A 24,821-nucleotide genomic window follows, 5' to 3' on the forward strand; every position below is an offset into this window, starting at 1 on the left:
AAGTAAACAATTCATGCCCATTAGCTAAGAATAAATACGAATTTTATTAATAAAAAACAAAAAACAGTTGCGAGTAAGCAATTTATGTTATATTTTGTTCAATAGCTTTAATTATTAACTCAGTTAAAGGTTATTATTTTATGATTTGTTTTTGCGTTTTTGTAACTAATTTTATCACTAAACATCATCATCACCATCATTCCTGAATAGTCTTCGGGCGATTGGTGCTGGAAGACGTTGATCTTCCGGTGATATCGCAAAAGCAAATAGAAAACCCTCGGAAGATCAAACTTCCGGGGGTTTTTTGTTTGTAATTTATAAATTTTTTGGATAGATGGGAGAATATTATGTTAGATAATTCGCGTTTACGCATTGCGATGCAAAAATCAGGTCGTTTAAGCGATGAGTCAAAAAAGTTACTGGCTCAATGTGGCATTAAAATAAATCTTCAAGAACAACGCTTAATTGCCTTTGCTGAAAATATGCCAATTGATATCTTACGAGTTCGTGATGATGACATACCTGGGCTGGTTATTGATGGTGTTGTCGATATTGGTATTGTTGGCGAAAATGTACTAGAAGAAGAAGTCTTAGATAGACAAGCAGAAGGAGAAAATCCACAATTTAAAAAATTGCGCAATTTAGATTTTGGTGGCTGTCGTTTGTCGATTGCAGCGCCTCGTGATTTTGATTATACGGGACCTGAATGTTTAAATGATTTGCGAATTGCCACAACTTACCCTCACCTACTACGTCGCTATCTTGCTCAATATAATGTGACTTTTAAAACCTGTTTACTTAATGGTTCGGTCGAAGTTGCGCCACGAGCTGGGCTTGCTGATGTGATTTGTGATTTAGTTTCCAGTGGAGCAACACTTGAAGCAAACGGACTTAAAGAGATAGAAGTCATTTATCAATCAAAGGCCTGTCTAATTCAACGACAAGGTGAAATGTCTACAATCAAACAAGCATTAATAGATAAAATTATGACTCGAATTCAAGGAGTGATCCAAGCTCGAGAATCAAAGTATATTATGTTACACGCGCCAACTGCGGTTTTAGATGATGTTGTTGCTTTACTCCCTGGTGCTGAAAATCCAACCATTTTACCGTTAACTGGTGAACAAAATCGAGTTGCATTACATATGGTCAGCACTGAATCGCTCTTTTGGGAAACCATGGAAAAACTAAAAGCGTTAGGAGCAAGCTCAATTCTTGTATTACCAATTGAAAAAATGATGGAGTAAAAATATGAAACTCTCTTATTGGCAACAATGTACTAATGAACAACAAGCAACATTATTAACTCGACCGGCAATTAGCTCTTCTGAATCAATTAGCAAAGCAGTGGCTGACATTTTGGCACAAGTTAAACAAAATGGTGATCAAGCATTAAAAGCGCTTAGTAGCAAGTATGATAAAGTTCAAATTAAGCAAATTAAACTAACTCAAGATGAAGTCAAATTGGCAACCAGTCGAGTTAACCCTGAATTAAAACAAGCTATGCAACTTGCCGTTGCTAATATTAAGAAGTTTCACCAAGCGCAAATCCAACAAACCATTACGGTTGAAACAATGCCAGGAATAAAATGCCAACAAGTAACTCGCCCAATTGATTCTGTTGGACTTTATATTCCAGGTGGTTCAGCACCTTTATTATCAACCGTATTAATGCTTGCGACCCCTGCTAAAATTGCGGGTTGCCATAAAGTAATTTTATGTTCTCCGCCTCCGATTGCTGATGAAATATTATATGCAGCTGAACTTTGTGGAGTGACTGAAATTTATCAACTCGGAGGAGCTCAAGCTATCGCTGCTATGGCATTTGGTACAGAATCGGTACCTAAAGTGGCGAAAATCTTTGGACCTGGTAATGCGTATGTCACCGAAGCGAAACGTCAAGTAAGCCAGAGTTTAGATGGTGCTGCTATTGACATGCCTGCTGGCCCTTCTGAGGTGCTGGTCATTGCTGATAGTTCGGCAAATCCTGCTTTTATTGCCGCCGATCTTTTATCACAAGCGGAACATGGTCCAGATTCGCAAGTCGTTTTGTTAACGCCAGATGAGAAAATAGCTCAAACAGTATCGATCGAAGTTGATAAACAACTAGCCAATCTATCGCGCAAAAACATTGCCGAAAAAGCCTTACAAGAAAGTCGTTTAATTGTGACTAGCGATTTAGATGAATGTGTCAATATCAGTAATTGCTACGGACCAGAGCATTTGATTATTCAAACATCTAATGCGGATGAGTTAGTTGAAAAAATCACTAGTGCTGGCTCAGTATTTTTAGGGAATTGGTCACCAGAATCAGCAGGAGATTACGCATCAGGAACCAATCATGTACTACCTACTTATGGCTATACCGCAACATATTCTAGTCTTGGACTTGCTGATTTTCAAAAACGTATGACCGTGCAAAAATTAACGCCAAAAGGATTAAAAATGATAGGTAACGCTGTTGAGCTTATGGCCGAAGCTGAACAACTTACTGCACATAAACAAGCCGTAACACTCCGTTTAGCGGCATTACAAGCAGAAAATAAATAAGGTAATTAACATGGATATCAATAAACTTGTTAGAAAGAATGTACAAAAACTAACGCCATACCAATCTGCTCGTCGAATTGGTGGTAATGGCGATGTGTGGTTAAATGCCAATGAATTCCCCGTTGCACCGCATTTTGAGTTAAAGGAACAAAGCCTAAACCGTTATCCTGAACCACAACCAGAAAAGGTTATCAACCGTTACGCTCAATATGTTGGTGTTACGCCAGAACAAGTCATTGTGAGTCGAGGAGCAGATGAAGCCATTGAGTTATTAATGCGTGCTTTTTGTGAGCCTACTCAAGATAGTATTTTATATTGCCCGCCAACTTATGGTATGTATCAAGTTAGTGCTGAAACACTTGGAATAGAAACCAAAACTGTTCCAACAACAGCAGATTGGCAGCTCGATCTTCAAGGAATAAAACAAAATCTTGATAAAGTAAAACTGATCTATGTCTGCTCACCTAATAATCCTACAGGTAATTTAATCAATCCTGATGATATTAAGATGTTACTTGATATAGCTAAAGATCGTGCATTAGTTATCATTGATGAAGCTTATATTGAATTTTCACCCGAATCATCAGTCGTTAGTTGGCTTGCTAATTATCCACACTTAGTGATTTTGCGTACCTTATCTAAAGCGTTTGCGTTAGCAGGATTACGTTGCGGTTTTACTATTGCCAATAAAGCAGTGATTGATGCACTACATAAAGTCATTGCGCCTTATCCTCTTGCAACGCCCGTGGCCGATATTGCAACACAAGCGCTGAGTAAAGATGGTATTAATACCATGAAATTGCATGTGATCAATTTAAATAAGCAGAAAGAGAAGTTTACCAACCAATTATCTCAACTACCGATTGTTGAAAAAGTTTACCCAAGTCGATCCAACTACTTATGTGTTAAATTTCAAGATAATAAAGAAGTATTTAACACCTTATGGAATAAAGGAATTATTTTACGAGATCAAAGCAAAGTAATTGGACAACAAAATATGATTCGCATTACCATTGGCACTCAAGCTGAATGCGAGGCGGTAATTTCAGCACTCAAAACGATAAAATAGGAGTAATCATGTTACAAAAATACTTATTTATTGATCGAGATGGCACACTAATTACCGAGCCACCTATTGATTTTCAGGTTGATCGTTTTGACAAATTAGCTTTTGAACCCAACGTAATCCCTGCTCTGTTAAAACTACAATCAGCAGGGTATAAATTAGTCATGGTCACCAATCAAGATGGACTAGGTACAAGTAGCTATCCACAAGCAGATTTTGATGGCCCACATAACCTTATGATGCAAATTTTTAAATCACAAGGTGTTAATTTTGAAGATGTCCTAATTTGCCCTCATTTTCCTGAGGATAATTGCGAGTGCCGTAAGCCTAAAATTCAATTAGTTTTACCTTATCTTATCAGTGGTAAGTTAGATACACAAAACAGTTATGTTATTGGTGATAGACTCACCGATATTCAACTTGCTGAAAATATGCAAATAAAAGGATTACGCTATCATCCTGAAAATCTCAATTGGAATGAAATTGCTCAACAGTTAACAGAGGTTAATCGTTATGCTAAAGTTAAGCGTAATACCAAAGAAACCAAGATATTAGTCGAGGTCTGGCTCGATCGCCAAGGTGGTAGCCAAATTAATACAGGAATTGGCTTTTTTGATCATATGCTTGATCAAATTGCTACCCATGGTGGAATTAAACTCAATATCCAAGTCGATGGCGATTTACATATTGATGATCACCATACAATTGAAGATACAGGACTTGCTTTAGGTGAGGCACTAAAAAAAGCACTGAATAATAAGCGAGGTATTACTCGATATGCTTCTGTTATTCCTATGGATGAGTGCCTAGCTAAGTGCGCAATAGATATTTCTGGTAGGCCGTACCTTAAATTTAAAGCAGAATTTAATCACCAAAAAGTCGGCGATATGAGCACACAAATGGTAGAGCATTTCTTTTACTCTCTGAGCTATGCAATGGGTATCACGTTACATATTGAAACAGAAGGCGATAACGATCATCACAAAGTAGAAAGTTTGTTTAAAGCCTTTGCGCGAACCATAAAACAAGCCATAAAAATTGACGGTGACCGTTTACCAAGCTCAAAAGGGGTATTATAAATGAATATAGTCATTCTCGATACTGGCTGTGCTAATCTTTCATCGGTTAAATATGCTGTGCAACGATTAGGTTATGAGCCAATAATTAGTCTTGAGCCTGATGTGGTACTTAACTCTGATAAACTGTTTTTACCGGGAGTTGGTTCAGCAAAAGCCGCTATGCAAAATTTAAAAGAACGCAATTTAATTGAGTTGATAAAAGTTTGTACCCAACCTGTGTTAGGGATCTGCCTTGGTATGCAACTTTTAGCAAATTATAGTAATGAAGGTCATGTGCATACGCTAGGCATTATTCCTGAAAATGTGGTAAAAATTCCTGATTGTGGACTACCTTTACCACATATGGGTTGGAATCAAGTCAAACCAAAAGCCGGACATCATCTATTTCGAGATATTCCTGATGATGCTTATTTTTACTTTGTACATGGATACGCGATGCCATTATGCTCAGCAACAATAGCAGAAACCAGTTACGGCGAAAGCTTTACCGCTGCCGTACAAAAAGACAACTTTTACGGCGTGCAGTTTCATCCCGAGCGTTCTGGCTTGGCCGGCGCCACATTACTCAAAAACTTTTTGGAGATGTAATCATGATTGCTTTGCCCACAATAATACCTGCACTTGATTTAATTGATGGATCAGTTGTGCGCTTACATCAAGGTGATTATGAACAAAAACGTGATTACGGAAATGATCCTCTTTTACGATTGCAAGATTATGAAAAACAAGGTGCTAAATTATTACATCTTGTGGACTTAACTGGCGCAAAAGATCCAAAAGCACGTCAGATTTCGTTAATACAAACATTGATTAATGCAATACAAGTGCCAATCCAAGTTGGTGGAGGGATTCGCACAGAAAAAGATGTACAAACATTACTATCAGCGGGTGCTGCGCGAGTGGTTATTGGCTCAACCGCCATTAAACAACCCGAATTAGTCAAACAGTGGTTTACAAAATATGGCGCAGAAAGGTTGGTATTAGCACTTGATGTACGCATTAATGCTGATGGAGAAAAACATGTTGCTATTCATGGTTGGCAAGAAGATTCCAACCAAACCTTAGAACAAGTGATTGATGATTACCTACCGTTCGGTTTAAAGCACGTACTGTGCACTGATATCTCTAAGGATGGCACACTTAGCGGATCAAACGTTAAATTGTATCAGCAAATCAGCCAAAAATACCCACAAATTGCTTTTCAGGCTTCAGGTGGCATTGGTCAGTTAAGTGATGTCAAAGCACTTAAAGACAGTGGTGTTGCTGGTGTGATTGTAGGTCGGGCATTACTTGAAGAAAAATTTACTGTTCAGGAGGCAATTTCATGCTGGCAAAAAGGATAATTCCTTGTTTAGATGTCCGTGATGGTCAAGTAGTTAAAGGCGTGCAGTTTCGCAATCATGAAATTATTGGTGATATTGTACCTTTAGCTAAACGTTATGCACAAGAAGGGGCTGATGAACTGGTTTTTTATGATATTACCGCCTCGTCAGACGGCCGTGTAGTTGATAAAAGCTGGGTGGCAAAAGTCGCCGAAGTCATTGATATCCCCTTTTGTGTTGCTGGTGGGATAAAAACAGTTGAAGATGCGGGGCAAATATTAACCTTTGGTGCCGATAAAATCTCAATTAATTCGCCCGCATTAGCTAACCCCCATTTAATTACTGAACTTGCCGATTGTTATGGTGTGCAGTGTATTGTAGTGGGTATTGATACATGGTATGACCAAGAATCACACAATTATCATGTTTACCAATTCACGGGCGATGAAAAACGTACAGTTGCAACTAAGTGGAACACGCTTGACTGGGTACAAGAGGTACAAAAACGTGGTGCTGGTGAAATTGTGCTTAACATGATGAATCAAGACGGTGTTCGCAATGGGTACGATATTGCTCAACTTAAAGCAGTTCGTGAAGTATGCCGTGTTCCTATAATTGCTTCGGGTGGCGCAGGCACTATGCAACATTTTTTGCAGGCATTTAACGAAGTTGAAGTGGATGGCGCATTGGCAGCATCTGTTTTTCATAAGCAAATTATTAACATTGCTGAACTAAAACACTATTTGGCACAACATGGAGTAGATATTCGATTATGTTAACTCAAAATTGCAATACAAAATTAAATTCACAACAATTAGATTGGCAAAAAGTAGATAATTTGATGCCAGTTATTATTCAGCATTATATTTCTGGCGATGTTTTGATGCTGGGTTATATGAATCAAGAGGCATTAACGCAAACACAAAGTAGTGGTAAAGTAACCTTTTACTCAAGAACTAAACAACGTATTTGGACAAAAGGTGAAACTTCTGGTAACTATCTAAAGGTAATCAATATCACTGCCGATTGCGATAATGACACCCTGCTTATTTTAGCCGATCCAATAGGACCAACTTGTCATACAGGTGCTAACAGTTGTTTTGTGGGTGTTAAAACTGAGTGGGGATTTTTATTTGAGTTAGAACAATTACTTGCTGCGCGCAAGAATGCCGATCCGAAATCGTCATACACAGCAAAACTCTATCACGATGGCACTAAACGTATTGCGCAAAAAGTGGGAGAAGAAGGCGTCGAAACGGCTCTTGCAGCAACTGTTCATGACCGTGAAGAGCTAAAAAATGAATCAGCAGATCTCATTTATCACTTATTAGTTTTACTTCAAGATCAGAATCTATCTTTACAAGATGTCATTGGTATTTTAAAAGCAAGGCATAAATAGTAAAAACCAATAAAGTGCGATCCCTATCGCGCTTTATGTTACTTTTCAATGAGCAAAAAATAATAGGCTTACTTAACAAACTGGCAATTTTATCCCATTAAACATTGCTAATACATCACTATTATTTTCACTTAGCATAAGTTTATCAACGGTTTGTCGATTCAGATGAGACGAAAACTGGTTGATAAAATCATACATATAGCTACGTAAAAATAATGAGCGAGCAAAAGTAATATAGGTGGTACTGTAAGGAAAAATATGCCCAGCATTCAGTACGACCAAATCATCATCTGAGGTATTATTTACAGCCATTTTTGCCACAATACCAACACCTACTCCTAATTTCACATAGGTTTTAATTAAATCAGCATCTGTTGTGCTAAAAACGATATTCGGAGTCTGATGGGCTCGGGTAAAAGCTTGATTTAAATCTGAACCATCATTTGAAAAATCATAACTGACTAACGGATATTTTGAGAGTTCTTCAATTGAAATTAGACTACGTTTCGCTAACGGGTGATCTTTCATCACAATAATGGCTTGGTTCCAATGATAACAAGGTAAAGCAATCATATCATCACTTAACGACGAAATCTCAGTTACAATAGCAAATTCTGCCTGCCCTGCTTGCGCTTGTGCAATACATTGTGCTGATGAGCCTTGTTCCATATGCAAAGTAATGCTCGGGTATTGTTGCATAAACTGTTGAATCACAACAGGCAAAGCATAACGAGCCTGAGTATACGTTGTGGTAATAGTTAACGAACCTTGATTTGGCTGACTAAATTCTTTAGCGATAATTTTAATATCGTTGGACTTATTTACAATTTCTCGGGAAAGCGCAACAATTTTTTCACCAACAGGCGTCACATGTGAAAGGTGTTTACCTGTTCGAGTAAATATCTGAACACCAAGTTCATCTTCTAATAGTTTTATTTGTTTGCTAATACCTGGTTGAGAGGTATACAGTTTTTCGGATGTTAACGATACGTTAAGATCATTATTGACGACTTCAACAATATAACGTAGTTGTTGCAATTTCATGACAAAGGCTCCTTCAACTGTATGCGTTTCACCCTGTTGATAAGATCGCAAGGGTGATTTTGTAAGGTAAATCCTTTCACACTCTAGTACAAACAAAAATAACTATTTTCATACTAAAACGTATAATTTCCTGAAACTTTTTAACAAAAATTCAGATACTATTATCTATTTTTTGGTACTTATCCATTTACCATCCACGTATTGCATCACCCACCCTGTCGATTTGCCATTCACTTCAGAAGTAACATATTGTTGTTTATTTTTACGACTAAAACGAACAATAGATGGATTACCATCAGGATCTTTGTTTGGCGCTTGCGTTAAATAGATAAATTTTTCTGGCAAACGATCTTTAAAACGTTGCAATTCTTCAATCAAAGGCGCTCGGGTTTCTCTTGATTTTGGAAAATTATGCGCGGCTAAAAAGATTCCAGATGCACCATCACGTAATACGAAATGCGCATCAGATTTTGTACATTTAAGTTCAGGCAGATCAACCGGATCTTCTTTTGGTGGCGCAACCTCACCGTTTTTTAGAATTTTACGGGTATTTTTACAATCTGGGTTAGTACAGCCCATATATAAGCCGAAACGTCCTGATTTTAGATGCATTTCAGAACCACATTTTTCACATTCAATAATGGGACCTTCGTAACTTTTAACTTTAAAGCTACCTTTTTCAACAATAAAACCGTCACAAATTGGATTATTACCACAAATATGTAATTTTCGCTCACTATCAAGTAAATAGCTATCCATTGCCGTATGGCATTTAGGACAACGTTTACATGCTCTTAATGCATCGGTTTCCGCGGTTTCTGACTCTTCTAAAAGATTAAGTGTTTCATGCTCAGGAATTAAATTAATTGTTTGCTTACAACGCTCCTTTGGTGGTAATGCATAACCAGAGCATGCTAAAAATACCCCTGTACCCGCCGTTTTAATTCCCATTTCACGCGCACAATTAGGGCATTTAATTTCAGGCGTTAACACTAATGGATTAAGTTGCATTCCACCTTTATCAGGTGCTTGTTCAGCCACTTCAAGATGCTTACTAAAATCGCTAAAAAATTGGTCAAGCACTTCGCGCCATTCTTGCTTTTTGTGAGCAATTTCATCCAATGCATGTTCCATGCGTGCTGTAAAGTCATAGCTCATTAGATCATTGAAGTTTTCACTAAGCCTATCGGTAACAATTTCACCAATTTTTTCAGCATAAAAACGGCGATGATCTAAACGTACATATCCTCGATCTTGAATTGTTGAAATAATCGTTGCATAAGTAGATGGACGACCAATTTCACGTTTTTCCAGTTCTTTGACTAATGATGCTTCATTATAACGAGCAGGTGGTTTAGTAAAGTGTTGATTTGGGGTTAAGCTAATTAAGCCAAGTTGATCATTTACCGATAATTGCGGTAATATCTTGTCTTCATTGTTTTTAGCCAGTTGTGGCTGCACTTTCGTCCAACCATCAAAACGCAATGTACGACCTTTGGCTTTTAACGTAAAATCGCCAGATTTAACGGTAATTGTTGTTGAATTATATTCCGCCGATGTCATTTGACAAGCCACAAATTGACGCCAAATTAGTTGGTATAATTTACAAGCATCTACTTCTACATCACTAATATTATCAGCAAGCATAGTCACATCTGATGGGCGAATAGCCTCATGTGCTTCTTGCGAGTTTTTCTTGCTACTGTATAAATTAGGTGAATTAGGTAAATATTTATTACCGAAATTATTACCAATGTAATCCCGAACCATGGTTAATGCATCTTGACTCAAATTGGTTGAATCAGTACGCATATAAGTGATATAACCAGCCTCATATAAGCGTTGCGCTAGCATCATGGTCTTTTTAACGCCAAATCCTAAACGCGTACTTGCAGCTTGTTGTAATGTTGAAGTAATAAACGGCGCAGTTGGATTACTTTTAGTTGGTTTTTCTTCAATATGGGTAACTTGATATTGGTTTTTATCCAACTGTGCTAAAGCGATATCAATAGCCACTTTATCTTTTGGCTCAAACGCTTCATCTTTGTAATGCGTGACTTGTAATGTTAATTGCTCTTTTTTAGCAGTATTTAAATCAGCATAAAGATCCCAGTACTCTTCAGGAATAAAAGCATGAATTTCACGTTCACGTTCAACAACAAGTCGCACTGCAACCGACTGCACACGACCAGCAGATAAACCTCTTGCCACTTTTTTCCAAAGTAATGGTGATAACATAAAACCGACAACTCGATCCATAAATCGGCGGGCTTGTTGTGCATTCACCCGATCCATATCAAGCATTGCAGGCTGATTAAAGGCATTTTTGATCGCTGTTTTAGTGATTTCGTTAAAAACAACACGACGATATTTACTATCGTCACCCCCAATAACCTCTTTAAGATGCCAAGCAATAGCTTCCCCTTCTCTATCCAAATCGGTTGCCAGATAGATCATATCAGCATCTTTAGCTAATTTTTTTAATTCTGATACCACCCGTTCTTTACCTGGTAAAATTTGGTAATGAGCTTTCCAACCGCTATAGGGATCAACGCTCATTCGATCAACTAAGATCTGTTTTTCGGAACGTTTGACTTTTTTCTCGGTTTTATCTTTTTTGTCTTTTGTTGATTTTTCAGCTCGTTGGCTGCTACCACTTACAGGCAGATCACGAATATGACCGACACTGGATTTAACCACGAAATCTTTGCCAAGATATTTATTAATCGTTTTTGCTTTGGCTGGTGATTCCACAATAACAAGGGATTTTCCCATAATTAAACCTTTTTATTCTGTTGTTTATATTATTTACTATCAAGCTTTACATCAAGAAGCGATAGTAAATCATCTTTAATTGTTGATACTTTCGTTGCATATTGATCTTTTTGCTCAGCATCTTCAAGGAGTTGTGTAATGGTTTGTGACAACGTGCATCCTCGGCGTTTGGCTAAATTAGCCAATCGTTGCCAAACTAAAAACTCCAAATCTATGGACTTCTTTCGGGTATTTTGTTGTTCTGCATTAAAATGCCGTTTTCGCTTTGCCCGAATGGTTTGCTTTAGGCGATTATCTAAATCGGGATTTAAATGCGCTTTTATCCAATCAACAACACCCGTTGGATTATGTTCTAATAACAATAACTCATTGACCGCATGCTGCGCAGCACTTTTTTCAATATAACGTGTTATTAACTCACCTTCTTGGTGCCTTTTTACTAAATAGTGCCACTTCCAACCGCATTCAAGGTTCTCTAATTGCTGATACTTCATTGACTCATCTTGTGACGCTGTAACTAATATAGTTTATTTGTAGCATAATCTCGACACACAATAAAGAAAATTATTACGTTTGACAAATTTTTTATAAATCTGCTATCGTTCACCTTTCATTTTGATCTTTATTTAAGGAACACTCATAATGGCTAAAGCTGATGTTATTTATATTAATGGCTATATTTATACCGCAGACAAACACGATAGTATCTGCGAAGCTATTGCAATTGAAAATGGCTATATTATTGCAACTGGCACAACCCAAGAAATAAATAACAGCCACTATGTTGATAATCATACAACGATTTACGATTTGCAAGGCAAAACGATGATGCCCGGCATTATTGATTCCCATTTACACACTTTTTGGGGAGGGATGCAATTGTCATCTTGCAATTTAAATTATCAAAGTTTAACTATTGATGATACTTTAGCCATTATCCAACAATCTTTAGATCAAGATTCGCTAAATCACAACGATAATTGGTTACAAGTTCGTGGTTGGTTACGACAAGAGGTATTACCAATTGGCACAGATATCACACGTTTTGATCTTGATAGACTCAATACGAAAAGACCCGTAATTTTGTTCTCAAACGATTGCCATACTCTCGTTGCCAATAGCATTGCATTAGAAAAATTTGGTTTAGATAGAAACACGCCAGAACCAACAGATGGAAAGATTGGTCGTACCGACGACGGCGAATTAAATGGTATATTAGAAGATGCACCAGCCATGCGCGCATTTGACAGCATTTCTAAACTGACTGACGAACAAGCAGTTAATATCGCAAAACTGTCACAAGCTGAGCTCAATAAACAAGGGGTTACTTCAGTGATGGATGCGCGCATTACCGAAACCCAAGCTGATGCATTTTTAAGACTACAACAACAAGATACGCTTTCGATTCGTCTATTTGGTGCCCGTGAACTACCGCCAGATGATGTTTCGTCTATAGCGGATATTCCAAATGTCATTGAGAAAGTAAAACAGTTTGCTTCTCGTTACGATGATAAAAACTGGCAACCTAAGCCCGGTATAAAGATATCGCATACCAAACTATTTGTAGATGGCGTAATGCAAGCACCATTAATGACAGCACGCTTGCTTCAGCCATACCAGTTAACTGATGAAAAAAATCGTTATGGTGACCTGTATTACTCAATTGAGATGTTAGATGCTTTAATACTTGAATCAGCAAAAGCGGGATTTCACCCACATATGCATACAGTAGGTGAAGGTGCAATTGAAGTCGTGCTTGATGCCATTGAAAAAATGCGTAAAACATTACCTGATGCTGATATTCGCCCAAGTACCGCACATAATGAACTAAGCGCATCACATCAGTTTGCTAGATACAAACAATTAAACGCTTGTGTTGTATTTTCATTCCAATGGGCAGGCTGTAGTACGGCAATGATTGAGCAATATCGAACATTATTTGGTCTTGAACGTTATAACGGCTTAGAGGCACATGGCCAATATATTGATGCTGGTGTCACTTGCGCTTTTGGGAGTGATTGGCCAATTGATCCATTAAATGAATGGTATGATTTCCAAATTGCCATGACCAGACAAATCGATACGGAGCATCCTCGATTAGATAATGATCGTAATTTAACCGCTATTGAAGTATTGCGTAGTGCCACTATTAATGCCGCCTATGTATTAAAGCAAGATGAATATATTGGCTCAATTGAAAAAGGTAAATTTGCTGATTTGATTATTTTGGATCGCAACCCATTTACCATTCCAGCAACTGACATGCAAAATGTACAAGTTCTAACAACTATTGTCGGTGGTAAAACGGTTTATCAAAAAAACTAATGTGATAACAAAGATATTCAACATATAAAACAACATCGTAGGTGGACATCCTCCACCTACTAATCAAATAACAACCTCTATCTGAAACATACAATTTTTCATAATATTTTTCAATTGGTTAAACATAGCTATTTTACCTATTACAATTCGTTAAAAATAAGCAAATCCACATTATGAAAGATGCTGGTTACCTAAATGTAACTGGTTGGCTGGCTTTCATTTATTTTGTCTTTAATGTGTAGCCTATCCAATATCTTTTAAGCAATCTGTATGAAAACGCATTATGCTCAAAAAAGTTAGTACAAAGTTAAAACAACAGGCAACTAATTATGCCTTACCTAATACCTATCTCTTATTAGGTGTAATTGCTAATCATTTAGATATTGGTAAACCAATGATTTATAATTTGATTAGGCAAATCAATGCAGGCAAAACCAGCAAACTTAAGTTAATCAGTGAGCAACAAAAACTATAGGCCTAGAAAAAGAAAATAAAGAACTGAAAATAGAAAATAAAATCTAAGTAAGAAAATGCAGGTATACTTCATCAACTATCCTAGTAAGTGAAGTACAAATAGATGTATCAATATTTCTCATCGTATTGAGTACCGCAACCTGTTATCAGTTAAATGTTAGCATCTTAGGTTATTACCCTTAACTTAAACGTGAACTTAAAGCATGTTTTAGTGTGCCAAGCTAACTAAATGATATATCAGAAAAAACGACAAATCATCACGATAAAAATCAGTCAGAAAAACCATTGATTTTATTGAAGTTTTTTAAAGCAATAGGAATCAATAACATTAATCTTTTTGCAATAGGCTTTAAATAATAAATCATTATTAAACATAAAAAAATAAAACTAGAATAATTTAAATTTAACTTTTTTATTGTAAATTGCTACACCAACAATAATTGGTGATGTAGCACTAATAATTATTTAACAGCTAGTCAGCTTCGGGAACAATTTCCAGTTCTGATTTTGTCGGAGTTTTTTTGGTAAAATGTAAGATTCCAGCAATAATCAATGCCCCGATAAACATATCAATTACATACCAAATTGCTCCTTTGGTTACTCCACCTAATGCCACTAAACCACCAAACGCGACTAATGAATCAATACCATTAATCATACCTAGCATACCGGCAGTTGCAGTACCAATAACAATGGCAACAATGACATGTTTTGGATCTTTAGCCGCAAAAGGAATGGCTCCTTCCGTAATACCAGCTAACGATAAAAAGAAAGCGGTAATACCAAACTCTTTTTCTTCTTTGCTGTATTTTGAGCGTGAAATAATTAATGATGATACCGCCAATCCCAATGGAGGGATAGCACAGCACATACGAAATACCCCATTTGGACCATAAACTCCCTCAGCCATAGCCGCTAAAGTAAACGCGGTTGCCGCTTTGCTACAAGGACCTCCCATATCCAATGCAGCTAATATGCCTATACCAATACCTAAAAATCCCGCGTTAACCTCTGACATACCTTTTAAGGCGGCTACCATTGCTTTAACAAACCACTCAAGAGGATAAGATAAAACATAAATATAAATGGGTGCCATAACCAATAAAGTTACTGTAGGTATTATCATAACGGGCATCACTGACGCAATTACTGGATGCACTTTAACTGTTTTAAACCATTTAACAAAATAACCAGTTAAAATACCAAAAATCATGGCGCCAATAAAACCTGTACTGACTTGATTTACACCAATTGGATTATTAACTACATATCCCATAATAAATGCCGGCGCTAAAGCGGCATTACCACCTATAGAATAAGCCATATAAGCTGCCAACACAGGGACCATCATGGCAAAGCCATATAATGCAACTTGTTTTAAATCCGCAAAAAATTGATTACTTGGCAAAATAGTGTCATTAGCCACATCACCAGTCATTAATACAATAGAGAAAAGGATTCCTGATGCAATAATTACAGGTAAAAATTTGCTAATCCCCGTATTTAATGCTCTAAATATTTCAGTTCCAATGCTATCTTTAACTACTTTGGTCGACATTATTTCGGCATTATCAAAAATATGGACAGTATTTTTAACCGCTTCACCCGTACTAACTTTAATAATATTTTTATACGGTTCAAGCCTATCGGCATTTTCAATTGAAATATCAGAGGCTAATATAATGACATCAGCCTGTTTAAGATCTTGTTCTGTTAATGAATTTTCAATACCTGCCGCACCTTGAGTTTCAACTTTATAATCCCAGCCACGCTTCTTCGCTTCATTTTCAATTTTTTGTTTAGCAATATAAGTATGTGCCATGCCTGCTGTACAAGCACAAATTGCAACAATCTTCTTTTTATTCATATAGACCTCGAATCTTATTTGCTACAGATTGAATATCAATTTTAAGTAAATCTTGAATAAAATCATCATCAGCTAGATTGGATGCTAATTTAGCAATAATGGCTAAGTGTTCTTTATTAGCATTTTCTGGTGCACCAATCAAAATGACTAATTTTACTTTGTTGCCATTATTCCAAATAATGCCATCAATATATTTTCCAACAACTATAAAGGGCATTTTAACCGCAATACTTTTAGCGTGAGGTAAAGCGACATCTGGCAACACATCCGTTTCCATTTCTTGTTCATGAATCATTACATCTTCAAAAAAGGTTTTGACATCAGTTAAATATGCTTGGCTAGTTTCAGCCATTAAATTAATCACTGCTGATTTTTGATTGACAATATCACGAGTTAAATCAACCGATAAAACAGGAATGGATAACATAGATAGATCCTCTTTTTGATAATAGGTTTCCGCAATGGCTTAGTTTTCGCTCTATACTGTAAATTTAATATACAATAATTTATATACACTCACATGGATTTTGCCTAGCAAATATTAGATATCGATCACAAATATGAAAATTGAAACTTAAGCTTTAACCAAGCAATTTGAATTTAATTAACCTAAAATAACTAGTGACATGGTTTAAAGCTTATAATCTACACGCTTTAATAATTTTTACTAAAAATTAGCTTGCATAATTATTATAATGTGGCAGAATTCCTTGCCGCTTTCAGCGGGTAAAAAGGCAAAACTATACTTAGTAGTTTTTTATTGTTTTTTGGGACAGAGGAGTAAAGTTAATCATGTCCGCAATAAAAATGAAACGAGTTTTAACCACACCTGCATTAATTGCATTTGGTTTAGCTTATATGGTTCCTTTGGGGATCTTTACCACTTATGGGGAAGTCACTGTTGCCAGCAATGGACACTTACCTATAGCCTATATCATCACCCTTGCAATGATCTTTTTTACAGCCTTGAGCTATTGCCGAATGGCAAATAAATTACCCATTGCTGGTTCTGCTTATTCCTATGTACAACGTACTTTTGGTGGAAAAGTTGGATTTTTGGTGGGTTGGGCACAAATTCTTGATTACCTATTTCTACCGATATTAAATTATTTAGTGTTAGGTATATATTTACACGATCGATTTGATTGTATTCCAGCTTACGTTTTTGTATTAGGATCACTTTTCAGTGTCAGTATCTTAAACTATCTTGGAATAAAATTAATCAATTGGGTTAATTTTACTTTGAACTTTTTTCAAGTAGTGTTCATCGTATTATTTGTTATATTAACGTTAAATAATGTCAATTTAACACCTGAAGCAATGGCAAAACCATTATTGATTACAACAGATGATTTTAGCGGACTGTTTTCTGGCGCGGCTATATTGTGTCTTGCATTTTTAGGCTTTGATGCAATAGCTACACTAGCCGAAGAATCAAATGACGCTAAAAAATCATTACCAAAAGCAATTTTATGCACCGTACTTATTGCTGGATGTATATTCTTAATTGTTTCGTATTGTGCGCATTTAGCTTACCCAGAATGGACTGATTTTATAGACAACAAAGATACTGCAAGTTTGGATGTCGTGCGTCGTGTTGGTGATATTAGTCAATTGGGTGGAGAGTTCATGTATAACTTCTTCCAAGCGGCTTACGTAACTGGTGTTTTTGCCTCAGCAATGACTGCGCAAACTAGTGTGTCACGAATCTTTTATGCAATGGGGCGTGAAGGAGTATTACCAAAACAGATCTTCTATAAAATTCATCCGCGCTTTAGAACACCTTATTTATCAATTATCTTTGTTGCTTGTTTTTCATTACTATCGTTAGTATTAGAGCTTGGCTTAGTTGTTTCTATGATTAGTTTTGGCGCATTAGTTGCATTTACTTTTGTTAATTTATGCGTAATTAAAAGCTACCTAGGCGGAAATGCAAAGAAAACAGTACCAATGCTTTTAAAATATGGTCTAATACCTACTATTGGTGTTTTACTTTCATTATGGCTATGGACAAGTCTTGAAACGACAGCTATGACCGTCGGTTTAATTTGGTTGGCGTTTGGATTCTGTTATTTACTTTATCTAACTAAATGTTTTACTAAATCATTACCATCAATTGATCCTAATGAATTGAATTCAATCATTAAAGATTAATTTAATCTTTTTAAATAGGTCTACTTAAAAGTTTAGTTACGTCTTTTTTAAAAATGATTCCGTCGACCTTAGTCGACGGAATAATGAAGTATTTGGTATTAACCTGATTAACTCAGTTAATTACTCACCAAAACCAGTAGCAAATAATTCACGAATTTCATCCATTGCTGCTTGTTCATCTTCACCATCACAAATGATTTCAACGGTTGAGCCACCTTTAACACCAGCACCAAGTAATCCCATCATACTTTTCAATTTAATTGCTTTGTCATTATAAACAAGTTCAATTGATGATTTATAGCGACCGGCTAATTTAACGAGTGTTGTAACTGGGCGAGCATGTAAGCCCGTTGAATTTTTAACTACCATTTGCTCTTTTAGCATAATAAAGTCCTTATTTCTATCTTAATGTTAATACAATACTTGTATTTATATCATAAATTAAACTGTTTTGCTCTTTTTTTACGTGTATATTTTTTAATTTATCTAAACTGCTTGGTTATCTACAGTTAACATAAGATTATACCCAAAAATAGCGCATAACGTGAAAAAAGATAGGTGCAGTAAAACAGACAGAATCAAGACGATCAAGCACACCACCATGACCACCGATTAGCTTTCCCCAATCTTTTACACCTCTATCACGCTTAATGGCTGACATAACCAATCCCCCCAGAAAACCTAGTAACGTAAGCATAAATGAAATTAAACCAGCTTGTATAAAGCTAAAAGGGGTTATCCAAAATAAGCAAGCACCTAGTAAGCTTGCTGATAATATTCCACCAATAAATCCTTCCATAGTTTTAGATGGTGATAAATTCGGGCTAATTTTGCGTTTGCCAAACAATTTACCAAATACATATTGCAATACATCAGAAAGTTCAACAACTAATACTAAATAAGCAATTAACAAAAGGTTACGATCTTGATAATTATCAATAGGTAATGTTAATAGTGCTGGTACGCAAGAAATACTATAAACCGTAATCATTACCCCCCATTGCACTTCAGCGGTTCGTGCTAAAAAATTATCTGTTGAGCCAGTTATTGTTGCCAATATCGCTAATAATAAAAAACCATAAACAGGAATAAAAATACTAAACAATCCATACCATGATATAGCCACTAAAATATATTGCACGGGTAAAGCGATACAATAAGCAAATATCAAGACATAAAAATCATAACGATTAACAGGAGTTAAACTGAGAAATTCGCGTAATGCAATGCCAGATGCGACAAAGAATAAAAAAATAACAGCTAATTTTCCTATTAAAAAAGCCATACCAATAATTGCCACCATTACCCACCATGCATTGATGCGAGTATTCAGGTTATCGATGACTTTATTAGGGCTATTCAGCCGTTTTTTTAATAACCAACCAATAATAGAAGCCATCACAAGTAAAATACCGATACCAATAAACAATAATAAAGTATCTTTTTGATAATTAGACATTGTTGTTTTCCTTTATTACTTGTTTAATATGACGGTACATTTTAGCTAAACGCTTGTTAACATAATTAGATAAGGCCACTAACCCATGCGCCTATTAACAACATGATTTGTATTACTAGCACAATGATTTGTTGTTTAACTAGCTTTAAGGTTCCTTGTTGACGCTCGGTAATAGTTCGTGTTGCTAATGGCTTAGATTTAATTAAATGAAAGTCCATTAATGCATTATCTAAATCAATAAGTGTATTGATTAAGCATTCATTGCTGGTAGCTAAATAATCAAATAACTTTTTGTCAAATTTGATCCGTAATGCATAATAAACACCCACTATTCCCATAATAAAGGCCAGAAAATAAAAAACAGTTGATAATAAACTGCTATTAATCATTCCACTTGTTATCAACGCAAAAAGTAAAGCGATAATGGTTAATAGTAACGAAAATATACCGATAGGCAAGCTGATAGAGAGGATACTACAAAATGTCACCAACGATGTTTGACTAACTGTTGCTGTTTTTGTTGTTATTCCTGCATCATCGTGATTTAACATATTTATTCTCTTCTTGTTATTTTTGCATACCAATTCGACAAAATTAATTGTTGTTTAGCCGTAATAACCACGTTATGACGATATAATTTTACCTTAGCTATAGCCTCATTTAAGCTAGTTACTCTTTGGGTCATTAATAACCAAGCAATAATTGCCGTAGCACTGCGTGAATACCCCAACGCACAACAGACTAATAATTTGCCTTGCTTATGATATTGTTCAATAATTTCGGCTGCTTGTTGACACTCATCCATGGTAAGTGGTGTCATATCCAATACTGGAATCAATTTATAATGGCCATTAAATTGGGCTATTGGTAATTCAGCACAAAGATCTACAATCGACGTAAACTGATTGGCTTGTAATGTCTTATTAGACGGTATACGACCTAAATAAACATTATCAATAATCAAATCCGTTGGATTATTTTTAAATGTCCATAATCGTGAATTAACCCACATAATAATAAAATAAGGCAAGTATAAAATAGTAACAGCTAAATTAAAGTGGCCATTAGTCTGTTTTTGAAATCCTGCTGCGCCAAATAATAAATAATTGAGGGAAACCAACAAAAATGCACCTGAAACCCATAATAACCATAATGCCCAAGAAGAAAAGTAGATAGCAGAACAAAACGACAATAAAAACAGTAAAAAATAGGCGCTACCCCACACATATTGTTTAGGTAATTGATTGTTTGTTATTGGTGATAAATGATTGTCTGGCCATAACCAAACACAAAAGCACCCTACCCAAAGCCCAGTTGGGATGTCAAAGAAATGATGTTGCCAAGTGGTTAATACTGATAAACCGATCAATAAACACCAAATATGCAAAATATAGCGCCATATTCCTCGAAAATAACGGGCGTAAAATTGCCATAAAATAACCAATAAGGGAATATGAAGCGATGGTGCTTGATTAAAAGGTTTATCAAATCCCATTAAAATATCAAATAATAGCCCCGATAATCCATCTAATACAGGGCGCTCAAAAGAATACTTTAGCGGAAAGATCAAAAAGCAAGCTATGCAAATAATCTGAGCAGATAAAAGACGAAAACAAAGAATTTTTAGTGTTCGATAAGAACTAGCCAGCAAAATTGCAAACCCATACATAAAGTCTATCGACCAATAAGGTATGATAGACCAAGGCCATAAAGGAATTGATCTTTCCCATTCAAAAACGATACTTCCGACATCGTTACGTGTAGAAGTAAACCAGTTTGCAAAATTATAGCTAGTAAAAAAGAACACGGTCAAACTTATTAACCATATTAATTTATAAGTAATCAGCTTATTAAACCGCCATGTTACGCTAGTCATGACTCATTATTTCATTCGTTGTGCAAGCGATACAGTAAAAATGCCCCATTGATCAATACGCATGGTTATTTTTCTAAAACCAGCCGATGCAACCAATTGATCCATTTCCAGTTGCGTACGCCTGCGCATAATCCATGGATTTCCATCTCGATGAGATGTTAAAGCTCTTGCAATAAACTCTAGCTGTGGATGCCATGGCTGATTGGTATAAATTAAATATCCTCCTTCAGGAATAGACTCAGCGAGCCCTGCTAAAGAATCACGTAACATCTGATTATCACTAAATAGCTCATATAATCCCGAAACCACAGCTAATGTGGGATTAGGTGACAATTGGGCTAATTGCTGTCGATTAAAGGCGTCTCCTTTTTCAAAACGCGCTATAGCCGTTAAGCCTTTTTCTTCTATTAATGCTCTGCCTTTTTGTACATTAATATCGCTGTAATCTCGTAATAATACAGAATTAGGTTTGTTGGCAATTTGATTAACCGTTTCTAAAATATAACGCCCGTGCCCTGCTGCTATATCAACAATATTCACAGAATGGTTCTGTTCGTGTAATTTATTGATAGCTAATTTTAATAGTTCTTCAAGATGTTCTTTACGTTGCCGAATGCCTCGCCAACCAATCGATTGAAGATAGATATAATCAAAAAAACGTCCTAGTTTTGATGTTCCTGATGGTTCATTACGATAAACATAATCAAGTGTACTGCCCGAATCAAATCCAGTATCAAATCCTAGTTTGATCCCATCTGAGAGTTTACTTGCATATTTTAAATTAGCTTTAATAAATCGCCAATATAAAGGCTTAATCCAACCTGATGGCGGCAATGTTAAATTATCAGCCTCTTGCCTTGTGTATCCCATTAAATCAGCATTGGTTAATAATGGCACGCATGGTTGATTAGCAAAACAACCAATAATAAATCGTCTTGCATAATCAATTGCTAATTTACGATCTTTTTCACCAAAAGTATCATGATAAAACCCAGGTAATATATGAAATTCTTTTTGTTCTGTACCTAAATTATTGTAAAACAGTTTTTGTTGTTTACGCTTAACGACATAATCTGAACCAGAAACTAATAACTGTGTTGGTACCGTTATCGCATTTGCATCTTTAACAATGCGATCGGACACTGCATATAAATCCAAAAGTAAGCGTACTGATATTGGTCGTGTTATTAATGGATCTTCTGTGAAAGATTGTGCTCGCTCAGCATCATGTGTCAGCAATTTAGGTTTTACATAACTATTAACAAAAAAGTTACCTTTCAAGTTATACAGTAATTTTAAACCTGGCACAGCTAATGGTACATATAATTTTATGTCAAAAGCTGGCGAACCAAGTACTAAGGCACGAATATTTGGCACATAATCATGTACCCATGCTGAAGCGATAACCGCCCCTACACTTTGGGCTATAATAGCAATATCTTCTTGGCATATATCATACTCATGCATAATATGCTCAATAAAACAGTTTGCATCTTTAATTAAAGTCGCAAAATTAGGAGCATCACCACGTTCACCCTCCGATTGCCCATTACCTCTCGCATCCCAAGCAAAAATTTGATAATTGGGTAGATTTAACTCATCAGCTAGATGAGCAACTCGCCCAGAGTGTTCATGACCACGATGAAAAAGAACAATTGCTCGCGAAGGCTTAGCATTGCTGTCACTATCAACTGCTGGCCAATAACGGTAAAATAATTGACAGCCATCATGACTAATAAATGTTTTTTCTTGCTGTTCACGCATAACTTATACCTTGTTATTTTTTGATTCTTGTAATCCCTTTCTGACTCTATTAATCACAGTAATTAATAGCAAAAAGGTAATAAGCAACAATAGTATATTGAGCCAATCAAGCGGCAATAAATAGGTAGCAATCCCCAAACTAATTAGACTAAACGCAAAAGCACGATCACTTTTACCCATTGGTCCATCATAACGCCGAGCGCAACCAACCATCAGACCTAACACGCCAACATACTCCGTTAAAAATGATAACAAAACAATGACTATCACCAAAATAGTATCGACTTGATTTATTTGCGTAAAGATTAATAGCAACGCACAATCCGAAACCACATCACACATCTCATTCAAATAAGCCCCTAAATTTGATTTTTGGTTATATTCTCTTGCTAACATACCGTCAATAGCATTAAGCGCCATACGGATAAACATCCATATTGGAATAAGACCAAAAATCCATTGATAAGCAGCAAATCGACCAACAATAAAAGCGATTAAAATTGATCCAAAACCCGCCATTAGTGTTACCTGATTAGCGGTTATATTGGCACTATAAAGATAATCGGCATAAGGTCGAAGAAATGCTTGGAATTTAGGTTTTAATTGATAAATCGACAACACGACTAATCCTTATTATAAATGCATAACTACGATTAATTTTTATAAAAAATACCATAATATTGTGACTATATAATGATTAATTCAATTTAGCCATATGGGCTTTAATGAACTAATCATACTTTCAGTTTATTTTTAATAATCTAATCAAATAGCTAAATCCCCTTTTCTAATCCTTGCTTAGCGATAGCTATCACATTTTTTAAATCAACACCTTGCGCTTTGGCAGCAAAAATGCAACCACAATAACATTGCCGATATACATCATACTCTTTGCAAAGTTCAACCGAACGCTTATAACCATTATTCTTTTTAAAATCAGAAGGAAGATAATTTACTGAAAAAAGCTCTTGAATTTCAAATCCAAGATCATTAATTTTTTGACTATTTTTTTTAGGACTAAGCGTTAATGCACTAGCAAAATAATCAAATCCCAATTCTTGGGCTTTAATCGCAGCTAAGTCTAAACGCATTTTGTAACAAATATGACAACGCTCGCCACCTTCTGGAGCATCACGTAAATGGCTAACTTTCTTAATAAATTCTGCTGGCTGATAAGGTGCTTCTAAAAATTGTACGTTATTACCTGTTTTTTGATTAAAATCAGCAATAAATTTTTGTTGTACCATACTACGATGCTCATATTCAACTCGAGGATGAATGTTTGAATTAGCAAAATAAATGGTAATATCTGCGTACTGCGCTAAGTACTCTAAAACATAGGTACTACAAGGTGCACAGCAACTATGAATCAATAATTTAGGCCGCACCGATTTAGATTGCCAATGAGCTATCACCTCTTTTAATACAGAATCGTAATTTACTTTATTATGTGGATTTAATTTTTCTAGAATATTTTTAGCATTGATTAACATGAGGACTCTTTTATTTGTTATTTTGATGAATAAAGTCTTTATGGCGCGCTATGATATAGATATATATATTGCGACACAAGATCAATAGTTAAATCTTTATATTGAAATGTATAATTTACTTAAAAGATTTTGCCAAAAAACAAATGAATTGATATGACCACAAATAATTTAATT

Annotated in this window: 23 protein-coding genes and 1 other annotated feature; of the genes, 11 read left to right on the plus strand and 12 right to left on the minus strand. The window is 35.8% G+C overall.

What is annotated here, in order from left to right:
• Nucleotides 1-184 precede the first annotated feature (184 nt).
• Nucleotides 185-309: a sequence feature (His leader region), on the plus strand.
• Nucleotides 310-347: 38 nt separating this feature from the next.
• The 8 genes from hisG to hisIE are packed head-to-tail and all read left to right on the plus strand — an operon-like array spanning nucleotide 348 to nucleotide 7,416.
• A complete protein-coding gene (gene hisG / locus A9G45_RS05950; protein ID WP_065566266.1) occupies nucleotides 348-1,247 on the plus strand; it encodes an ATP phosphoribosyltransferase in 900 nt (299 codons plus the stop codon).
• Nucleotides 1,248-1,251: 4 nt separating this feature from the next.
• A complete protein-coding gene (hisD, locus tag A9G45_RS05955; RefSeq protein ID WP_065566265.1) occupies nucleotides 1,252-2,550 on the plus strand; it encodes a histidinol dehydrogenase in 1,299 nt (432 codons plus the stop codon).
• A gap of 10 nt (nucleotides 2,551-2,560) precedes the next feature.
• Nucleotides 2,561-3,619 (plus strand): histidinol-phosphate transaminase, encoded by a 1,059-nt coding sequence (gene hisC, locus A9G45_RS05960; RefSeq protein WP_176701595.1) that lies wholly within the window; start codon nucleotides 2,561-2,563, stop codon nucleotides 3,617-3,619.
• Between the two features lie 8 nt (nucleotides 3,620-3,627).
• Nucleotides 3,628-4,695, plus strand: a complete 1,068-nt coding sequence (gene hisB, locus A9G45_RS05965; protein WP_065566263.1) for a bifunctional histidinol-phosphatase/imidazoleglycerol-phosphate dehydratase HisB — start codon at nucleotides 3,628-3,630, stop codon at nucleotides 4,693-4,695.
• Nucleotides 4,696-5,283, plus strand: a complete 588-nt coding sequence (hisH, locus tag A9G45_RS05970; protein WP_065566262.1) for an imidazole glycerol phosphate synthase subunit HisH — start codon at nucleotides 4,696-4,698, stop codon at nucleotides 5,281-5,283.
• Nucleotides 5,284-5,285: 2 nt separating this feature from the next.
• Nucleotides 5,286-6,038: a 1-(5-phosphoribosyl)-5-[(5-phosphoribosylamino)methylideneamino]imidazole-4-carboxamide isomerase gene (gene hisA / locus A9G45_RS05975; protein WP_065566261.1), complete on the plus strand. Its 753-nt coding sequence runs from the start codon at nucleotides 5,286-5,288 to the stop codon at nucleotides 6,036-6,038.
• The gene (hisF, locus tag A9G45_RS05980) at nucleotides 6,020-6,796 is read left to right on the plus strand and encodes an imidazole glycerol phosphate synthase subunit HisF (RefSeq protein ID WP_065566260.1); all 777 of its coding nucleotides are present in this window, start codon (nucleotides 6,020-6,022) and stop codon (nucleotides 6,794-6,796) included. Before hisA ends, hisF begins: the two co-directional genes overlap by 19 nt.
• Nucleotides 6,790-7,416, plus strand: a complete 627-nt coding sequence (hisIE, locus tag A9G45_RS05985) for a bifunctional phosphoribosyl-AMP cyclohydrolase/phosphoribosyl-ATP diphosphatase HisIE (RefSeq protein WP_065566259.1) — start codon at nucleotides 6,790-6,792, stop codon at nucleotides 7,414-7,416. The genes hisF and hisIE overlap by 7 nt, the downstream gene beginning before the upstream one ends.
• Nucleotides 7,417-7,488: 72 nt before the next feature.
• Here the strand turns inward: hisIE and cysB are convergent, their stop codons facing one another.
• The 3 genes from cysB to matP form a co-directional block, all read right to left on the minus strand.
• The gene (gene cysB, locus A9G45_RS05990; protein ID WP_065566258.1) at nucleotides 7,489-8,460 is read right to left on the minus strand and encodes an HTH-type transcriptional regulator CysB; all 972 of its coding nucleotides are present in this window, start codon (nucleotides 8,458-8,460) and stop codon (nucleotides 7,489-7,491) included.
• A gap of 165 nt (nucleotides 8,461-8,625) precedes the next feature.
• Complete coding sequence (gene topA, locus A9G45_RS05995; protein ID WP_065566257.1) at nucleotides 8,626-11,235, minus strand: type I DNA topoisomerase; 2,610 nt, start codon at nucleotides 11,233-11,235, stop codon at nucleotides 8,626-8,628.
• A 29-nt stretch (nucleotides 11,236-11,264) separates the two neighbouring features.
• Nucleotides 11,265-11,729, minus strand: a complete 465-nt coding sequence (gene matP, locus A9G45_RS06000) for a macrodomain Ter protein MatP (protein WP_065566256.1) — start codon at nucleotides 11,727-11,729, stop codon at nucleotides 11,265-11,267.
• A gap of 148 nt (nucleotides 11,730-11,877) precedes the next feature.
• Between matP and A9G45_RS06005 the strand changes: the two genes are divergently transcribed.
• Nucleotides 11,878-13,560, plus strand: coding sequence for an amidohydrolase (locus tag A9G45_RS06005; protein WP_065566255.1), 1,683 nt, complete (start codon nucleotides 11,878-11,880; stop codon nucleotides 13,558-13,560).
• 283 nt (nucleotides 13,561-13,843) lie between these two features.
• A complete protein-coding gene (locus A9G45_RS06010) occupies nucleotides 13,844-14,035 on the plus strand; it encodes a hypothetical protein (RefSeq protein WP_065566254.1) in 192 nt (63 codons plus the stop codon).
• A 471-nt stretch (nucleotides 14,036-14,506) separates the two neighbouring features.
• Here A9G45_RS06010 and A9G45_RS06015 read toward each other — a convergent pair whose 3' ends face one another.
• Entirely contained in the window at nucleotides 14,507-15,901 is a 1,395-nt protein-coding gene (locus A9G45_RS06015) for a PTS fructose transporter subunit IIC (RefSeq protein WP_065566253.1), read from the minus strand.
• Nucleotides 15,894-16,328, minus strand: coding sequence for a PTS sugar transporter subunit IIA (locus A9G45_RS06020; RefSeq protein WP_065566252.1), 435 nt, complete (start codon nucleotides 16,326-16,328; stop codon nucleotides 15,894-15,896). Before A9G45_RS06020 ends, A9G45_RS06015 begins: the two co-directional genes overlap by 8 nt.
• 362 nt (nucleotides 16,329-16,690) lie before the next feature.
• Between A9G45_RS06020 and A9G45_RS06025 the strand changes: the two genes are divergently transcribed.
• On the plus strand, nucleotides 16,691-18,055 hold the full coding sequence (locus A9G45_RS06025) for an APC family permease (protein ID WP_141673623.1): 1,365 nt from the start codon (nucleotides 16,691-16,693) through the stop codon (nucleotides 18,053-18,055).
• 120 nt (nucleotides 18,056-18,175) lie between these two features.
• Here A9G45_RS06025 and A9G45_RS06030 read toward each other — a convergent pair whose 3' ends face one another.
• The 7 genes from A9G45_RS06030 to A9G45_RS06060 form a co-directional block, all read right to left on the minus strand.
• Nucleotides 18,176-18,439, minus strand: coding sequence for an HPr family phosphocarrier protein (locus A9G45_RS06030; RefSeq protein ID WP_034913021.1), 264 nt, complete (start codon nucleotides 18,437-18,439; stop codon nucleotides 18,176-18,178).
• Nucleotides 18,440-18,575: 136 nt separating this feature from the next.
• Nucleotides 18,576-19,514: a phosphatidate cytidylyltransferase gene (locus A9G45_RS06035; protein ID WP_065566250.1), complete on the minus strand. Its 939-nt coding sequence runs from the start codon at nucleotides 19,512-19,514 to the stop codon at nucleotides 18,576-18,578.
• Between the two features lie 65 nt (nucleotides 19,515-19,579).
• Nucleotides 19,580-20,065 (minus strand): hypothetical protein, encoded by a 486-nt coding sequence (locus tag A9G45_RS06040; RefSeq protein WP_065566249.1) that lies wholly within the window; start codon nucleotides 20,063-20,065, stop codon nucleotides 19,580-19,582.
• Between the two features lie 2 nt (nucleotides 20,066-20,067).
• Nucleotides 20,068-21,390: a phosphatase PAP2/dual specificity phosphatase family protein gene (locus tag A9G45_RS06045; protein ID WP_065566248.1), complete on the minus strand. Its 1,323-nt coding sequence runs from the start codon at nucleotides 21,388-21,390 to the stop codon at nucleotides 20,068-20,070.
• Between the two features lie 6 nt (nucleotides 21,391-21,396).
• Complete coding sequence (locus A9G45_RS06050; protein WP_065566247.1) at nucleotides 21,397-23,154, minus strand: bifunctional alpha/beta hydrolase/class I SAM-dependent methyltransferase; 1,758 nt, start codon at nucleotides 23,152-23,154, stop codon at nucleotides 21,397-21,399.
• Nucleotides 23,155-23,157: 3 nt separating this feature from the next.
• On the minus strand, nucleotides 23,158-23,775 hold the full coding sequence (locus A9G45_RS06055) for a CDP-alcohol phosphatidyltransferase family protein (RefSeq protein ID WP_065566246.1): 618 nt from the start codon (nucleotides 23,773-23,775) through the stop codon (nucleotides 23,158-23,160).
• A gap of 152 nt (nucleotides 23,776-23,927) precedes the next feature.
• Nucleotides 23,928-24,647, minus strand: a complete 720-nt coding sequence (locus A9G45_RS06060; protein WP_065566245.1) for an epoxyqueuosine reductase QueH — start codon at nucleotides 24,645-24,647, stop codon at nucleotides 23,928-23,930.
• Nucleotides 24,648-24,821: the final 174 nt, after the last annotated feature.

This window comes from Gilliamella sp. HK2, from assembly GCF_001690265.1.
Lineage (GTDB): Bacteria > Pseudomonadota > Gammaproteobacteria > Enterobacterales > Orbaceae > Gilliamella > Gilliamella apicola_C.

Excerpts from the sequence above, each read along its gene's own strand:
- hisH (WP_065566262.1), top strand. The coding sequence starts at position 4,696 with ATGAATATAGTCATTCTCGATACTGGCTGTGCTAATCTTTCATCGGTT.
- hisF (WP_065566260.1), top strand. The coding sequence starts at position 6,020 with ATGCTGGCAAAAAGGATAATTCCTTGTTTAGATGTCCGTGATGGTCAA.
- A9G45_RS06010 (WP_065566254.1), top strand. The coding sequence starts at position 13,844 with ATGCTCAAAAAAGTTAGTACAAAGTTAAAACAACAGGCAACTAATTAT.
- A9G45_RS06005 (WP_065566255.1), top strand. The coding sequence starts at position 11,878 with ATGGCTAAAGCTGATGTTATTTATATTAATGGCTATATTTATACCGCA.
- hisB (WP_065566263.1), top strand. The coding sequence starts at position 3,628 with ATGTTACAAAAATACTTATTTATTGATCGAGATGGCACACTAATTACC.
- hisA (WP_065566261.1), top strand. The coding sequence starts at position 5,286 with ATGATTGCTTTGCCCACAATAATACCTGCACTTGATTTAATTGATGGA.
- matP (WP_065566256.1), bottom strand. The coding sequence starts at position 11,729 with ATGAAGTATCAGCAATTAGAGAACCTTGAATGCGGTTGGAAGTGGCAC.
- hisG (WP_065566266.1), top strand. The coding sequence starts at position 348 with ATGTTAGATAATTCGCGTTTACGCATTGCGATGCAAAAATCAGGTCGT.
- A9G45_RS06035 (WP_065566250.1), bottom strand. The coding sequence starts at position 19,514 with ATGTCTAATTATCAAAAAGATACTTTATTATTGTTTATTGGTATCGGT.
- A9G45_RS06040 (WP_065566249.1), bottom strand. The coding sequence starts at position 20,065 with ATGTTAAATCACGATGATGCAGGAATAACAACAAAAACAGCAACAGTT.
- A9G45_RS06020 (WP_065566252.1), bottom strand. The coding sequence starts at position 16,328 with ATGTTATCCATTCCTGTTTTATCGGTTGATTTAACTCGTGATATTGTC.
- hisIE (WP_065566259.1), top strand. The coding sequence starts at position 6,790 with ATGTTAACTCAAAATTGCAATACAAAATTAAATTCACAACAATTAGAT.
- A9G45_RS06030 (WP_034913021.1), bottom strand. The coding sequence starts at position 18,439 with ATGCTAAAAGAGCAAATGGTAGTTAAAAATTCAACGGGCTTACATGCT.
- hisD (WP_065566265.1), top strand. The coding sequence starts at position 1,252 with ATGAAACTCTCTTATTGGCAACAATGTACTAATGAACAACAAGCAACA.
- cysB (WP_065566258.1), bottom strand. The coding sequence starts at position 8,460 with ATGAAATTGCAACAACTACGTTATATTGTTGAAGTCGTCAATAATGAT.
- topA (WP_065566257.1), bottom strand. The coding sequence starts at position 11,235 with ATGGGAAAATCCCTTGTTATTGTGGAATCACCAGCCAAAGCAAAAACG.
- A9G45_RS06060 (WP_065566245.1), bottom strand. The coding sequence starts at position 24,647 with ATGTTAATCAATGCTAAAAATATTCTAGAAAAATTAAATCCACATAAT.
- A9G45_RS06045 (WP_065566248.1), bottom strand. The coding sequence starts at position 21,390 with ATGACTAGCGTAACATGGCGGTTTAATAAGCTGATTACTTATAAATTA.
- A9G45_RS06050 (WP_065566247.1), bottom strand. The coding sequence starts at position 23,154 with ATGCGTGAACAGCAAGAAAAAACATTTATTAGTCATGATGGCTGTCAA.
- hisC (WP_176701595.1), top strand. The coding sequence starts at position 2,561 with ATGGATATCAATAAACTTGTTAGAAAGAATGTACAAAAACTAACGCCA.
- A9G45_RS06015 (WP_065566253.1), bottom strand. The coding sequence starts at position 15,901 with ATGAATAAAAAGAAGATTGTTGCAATTTGTGCTTGTACAGCAGGCATG.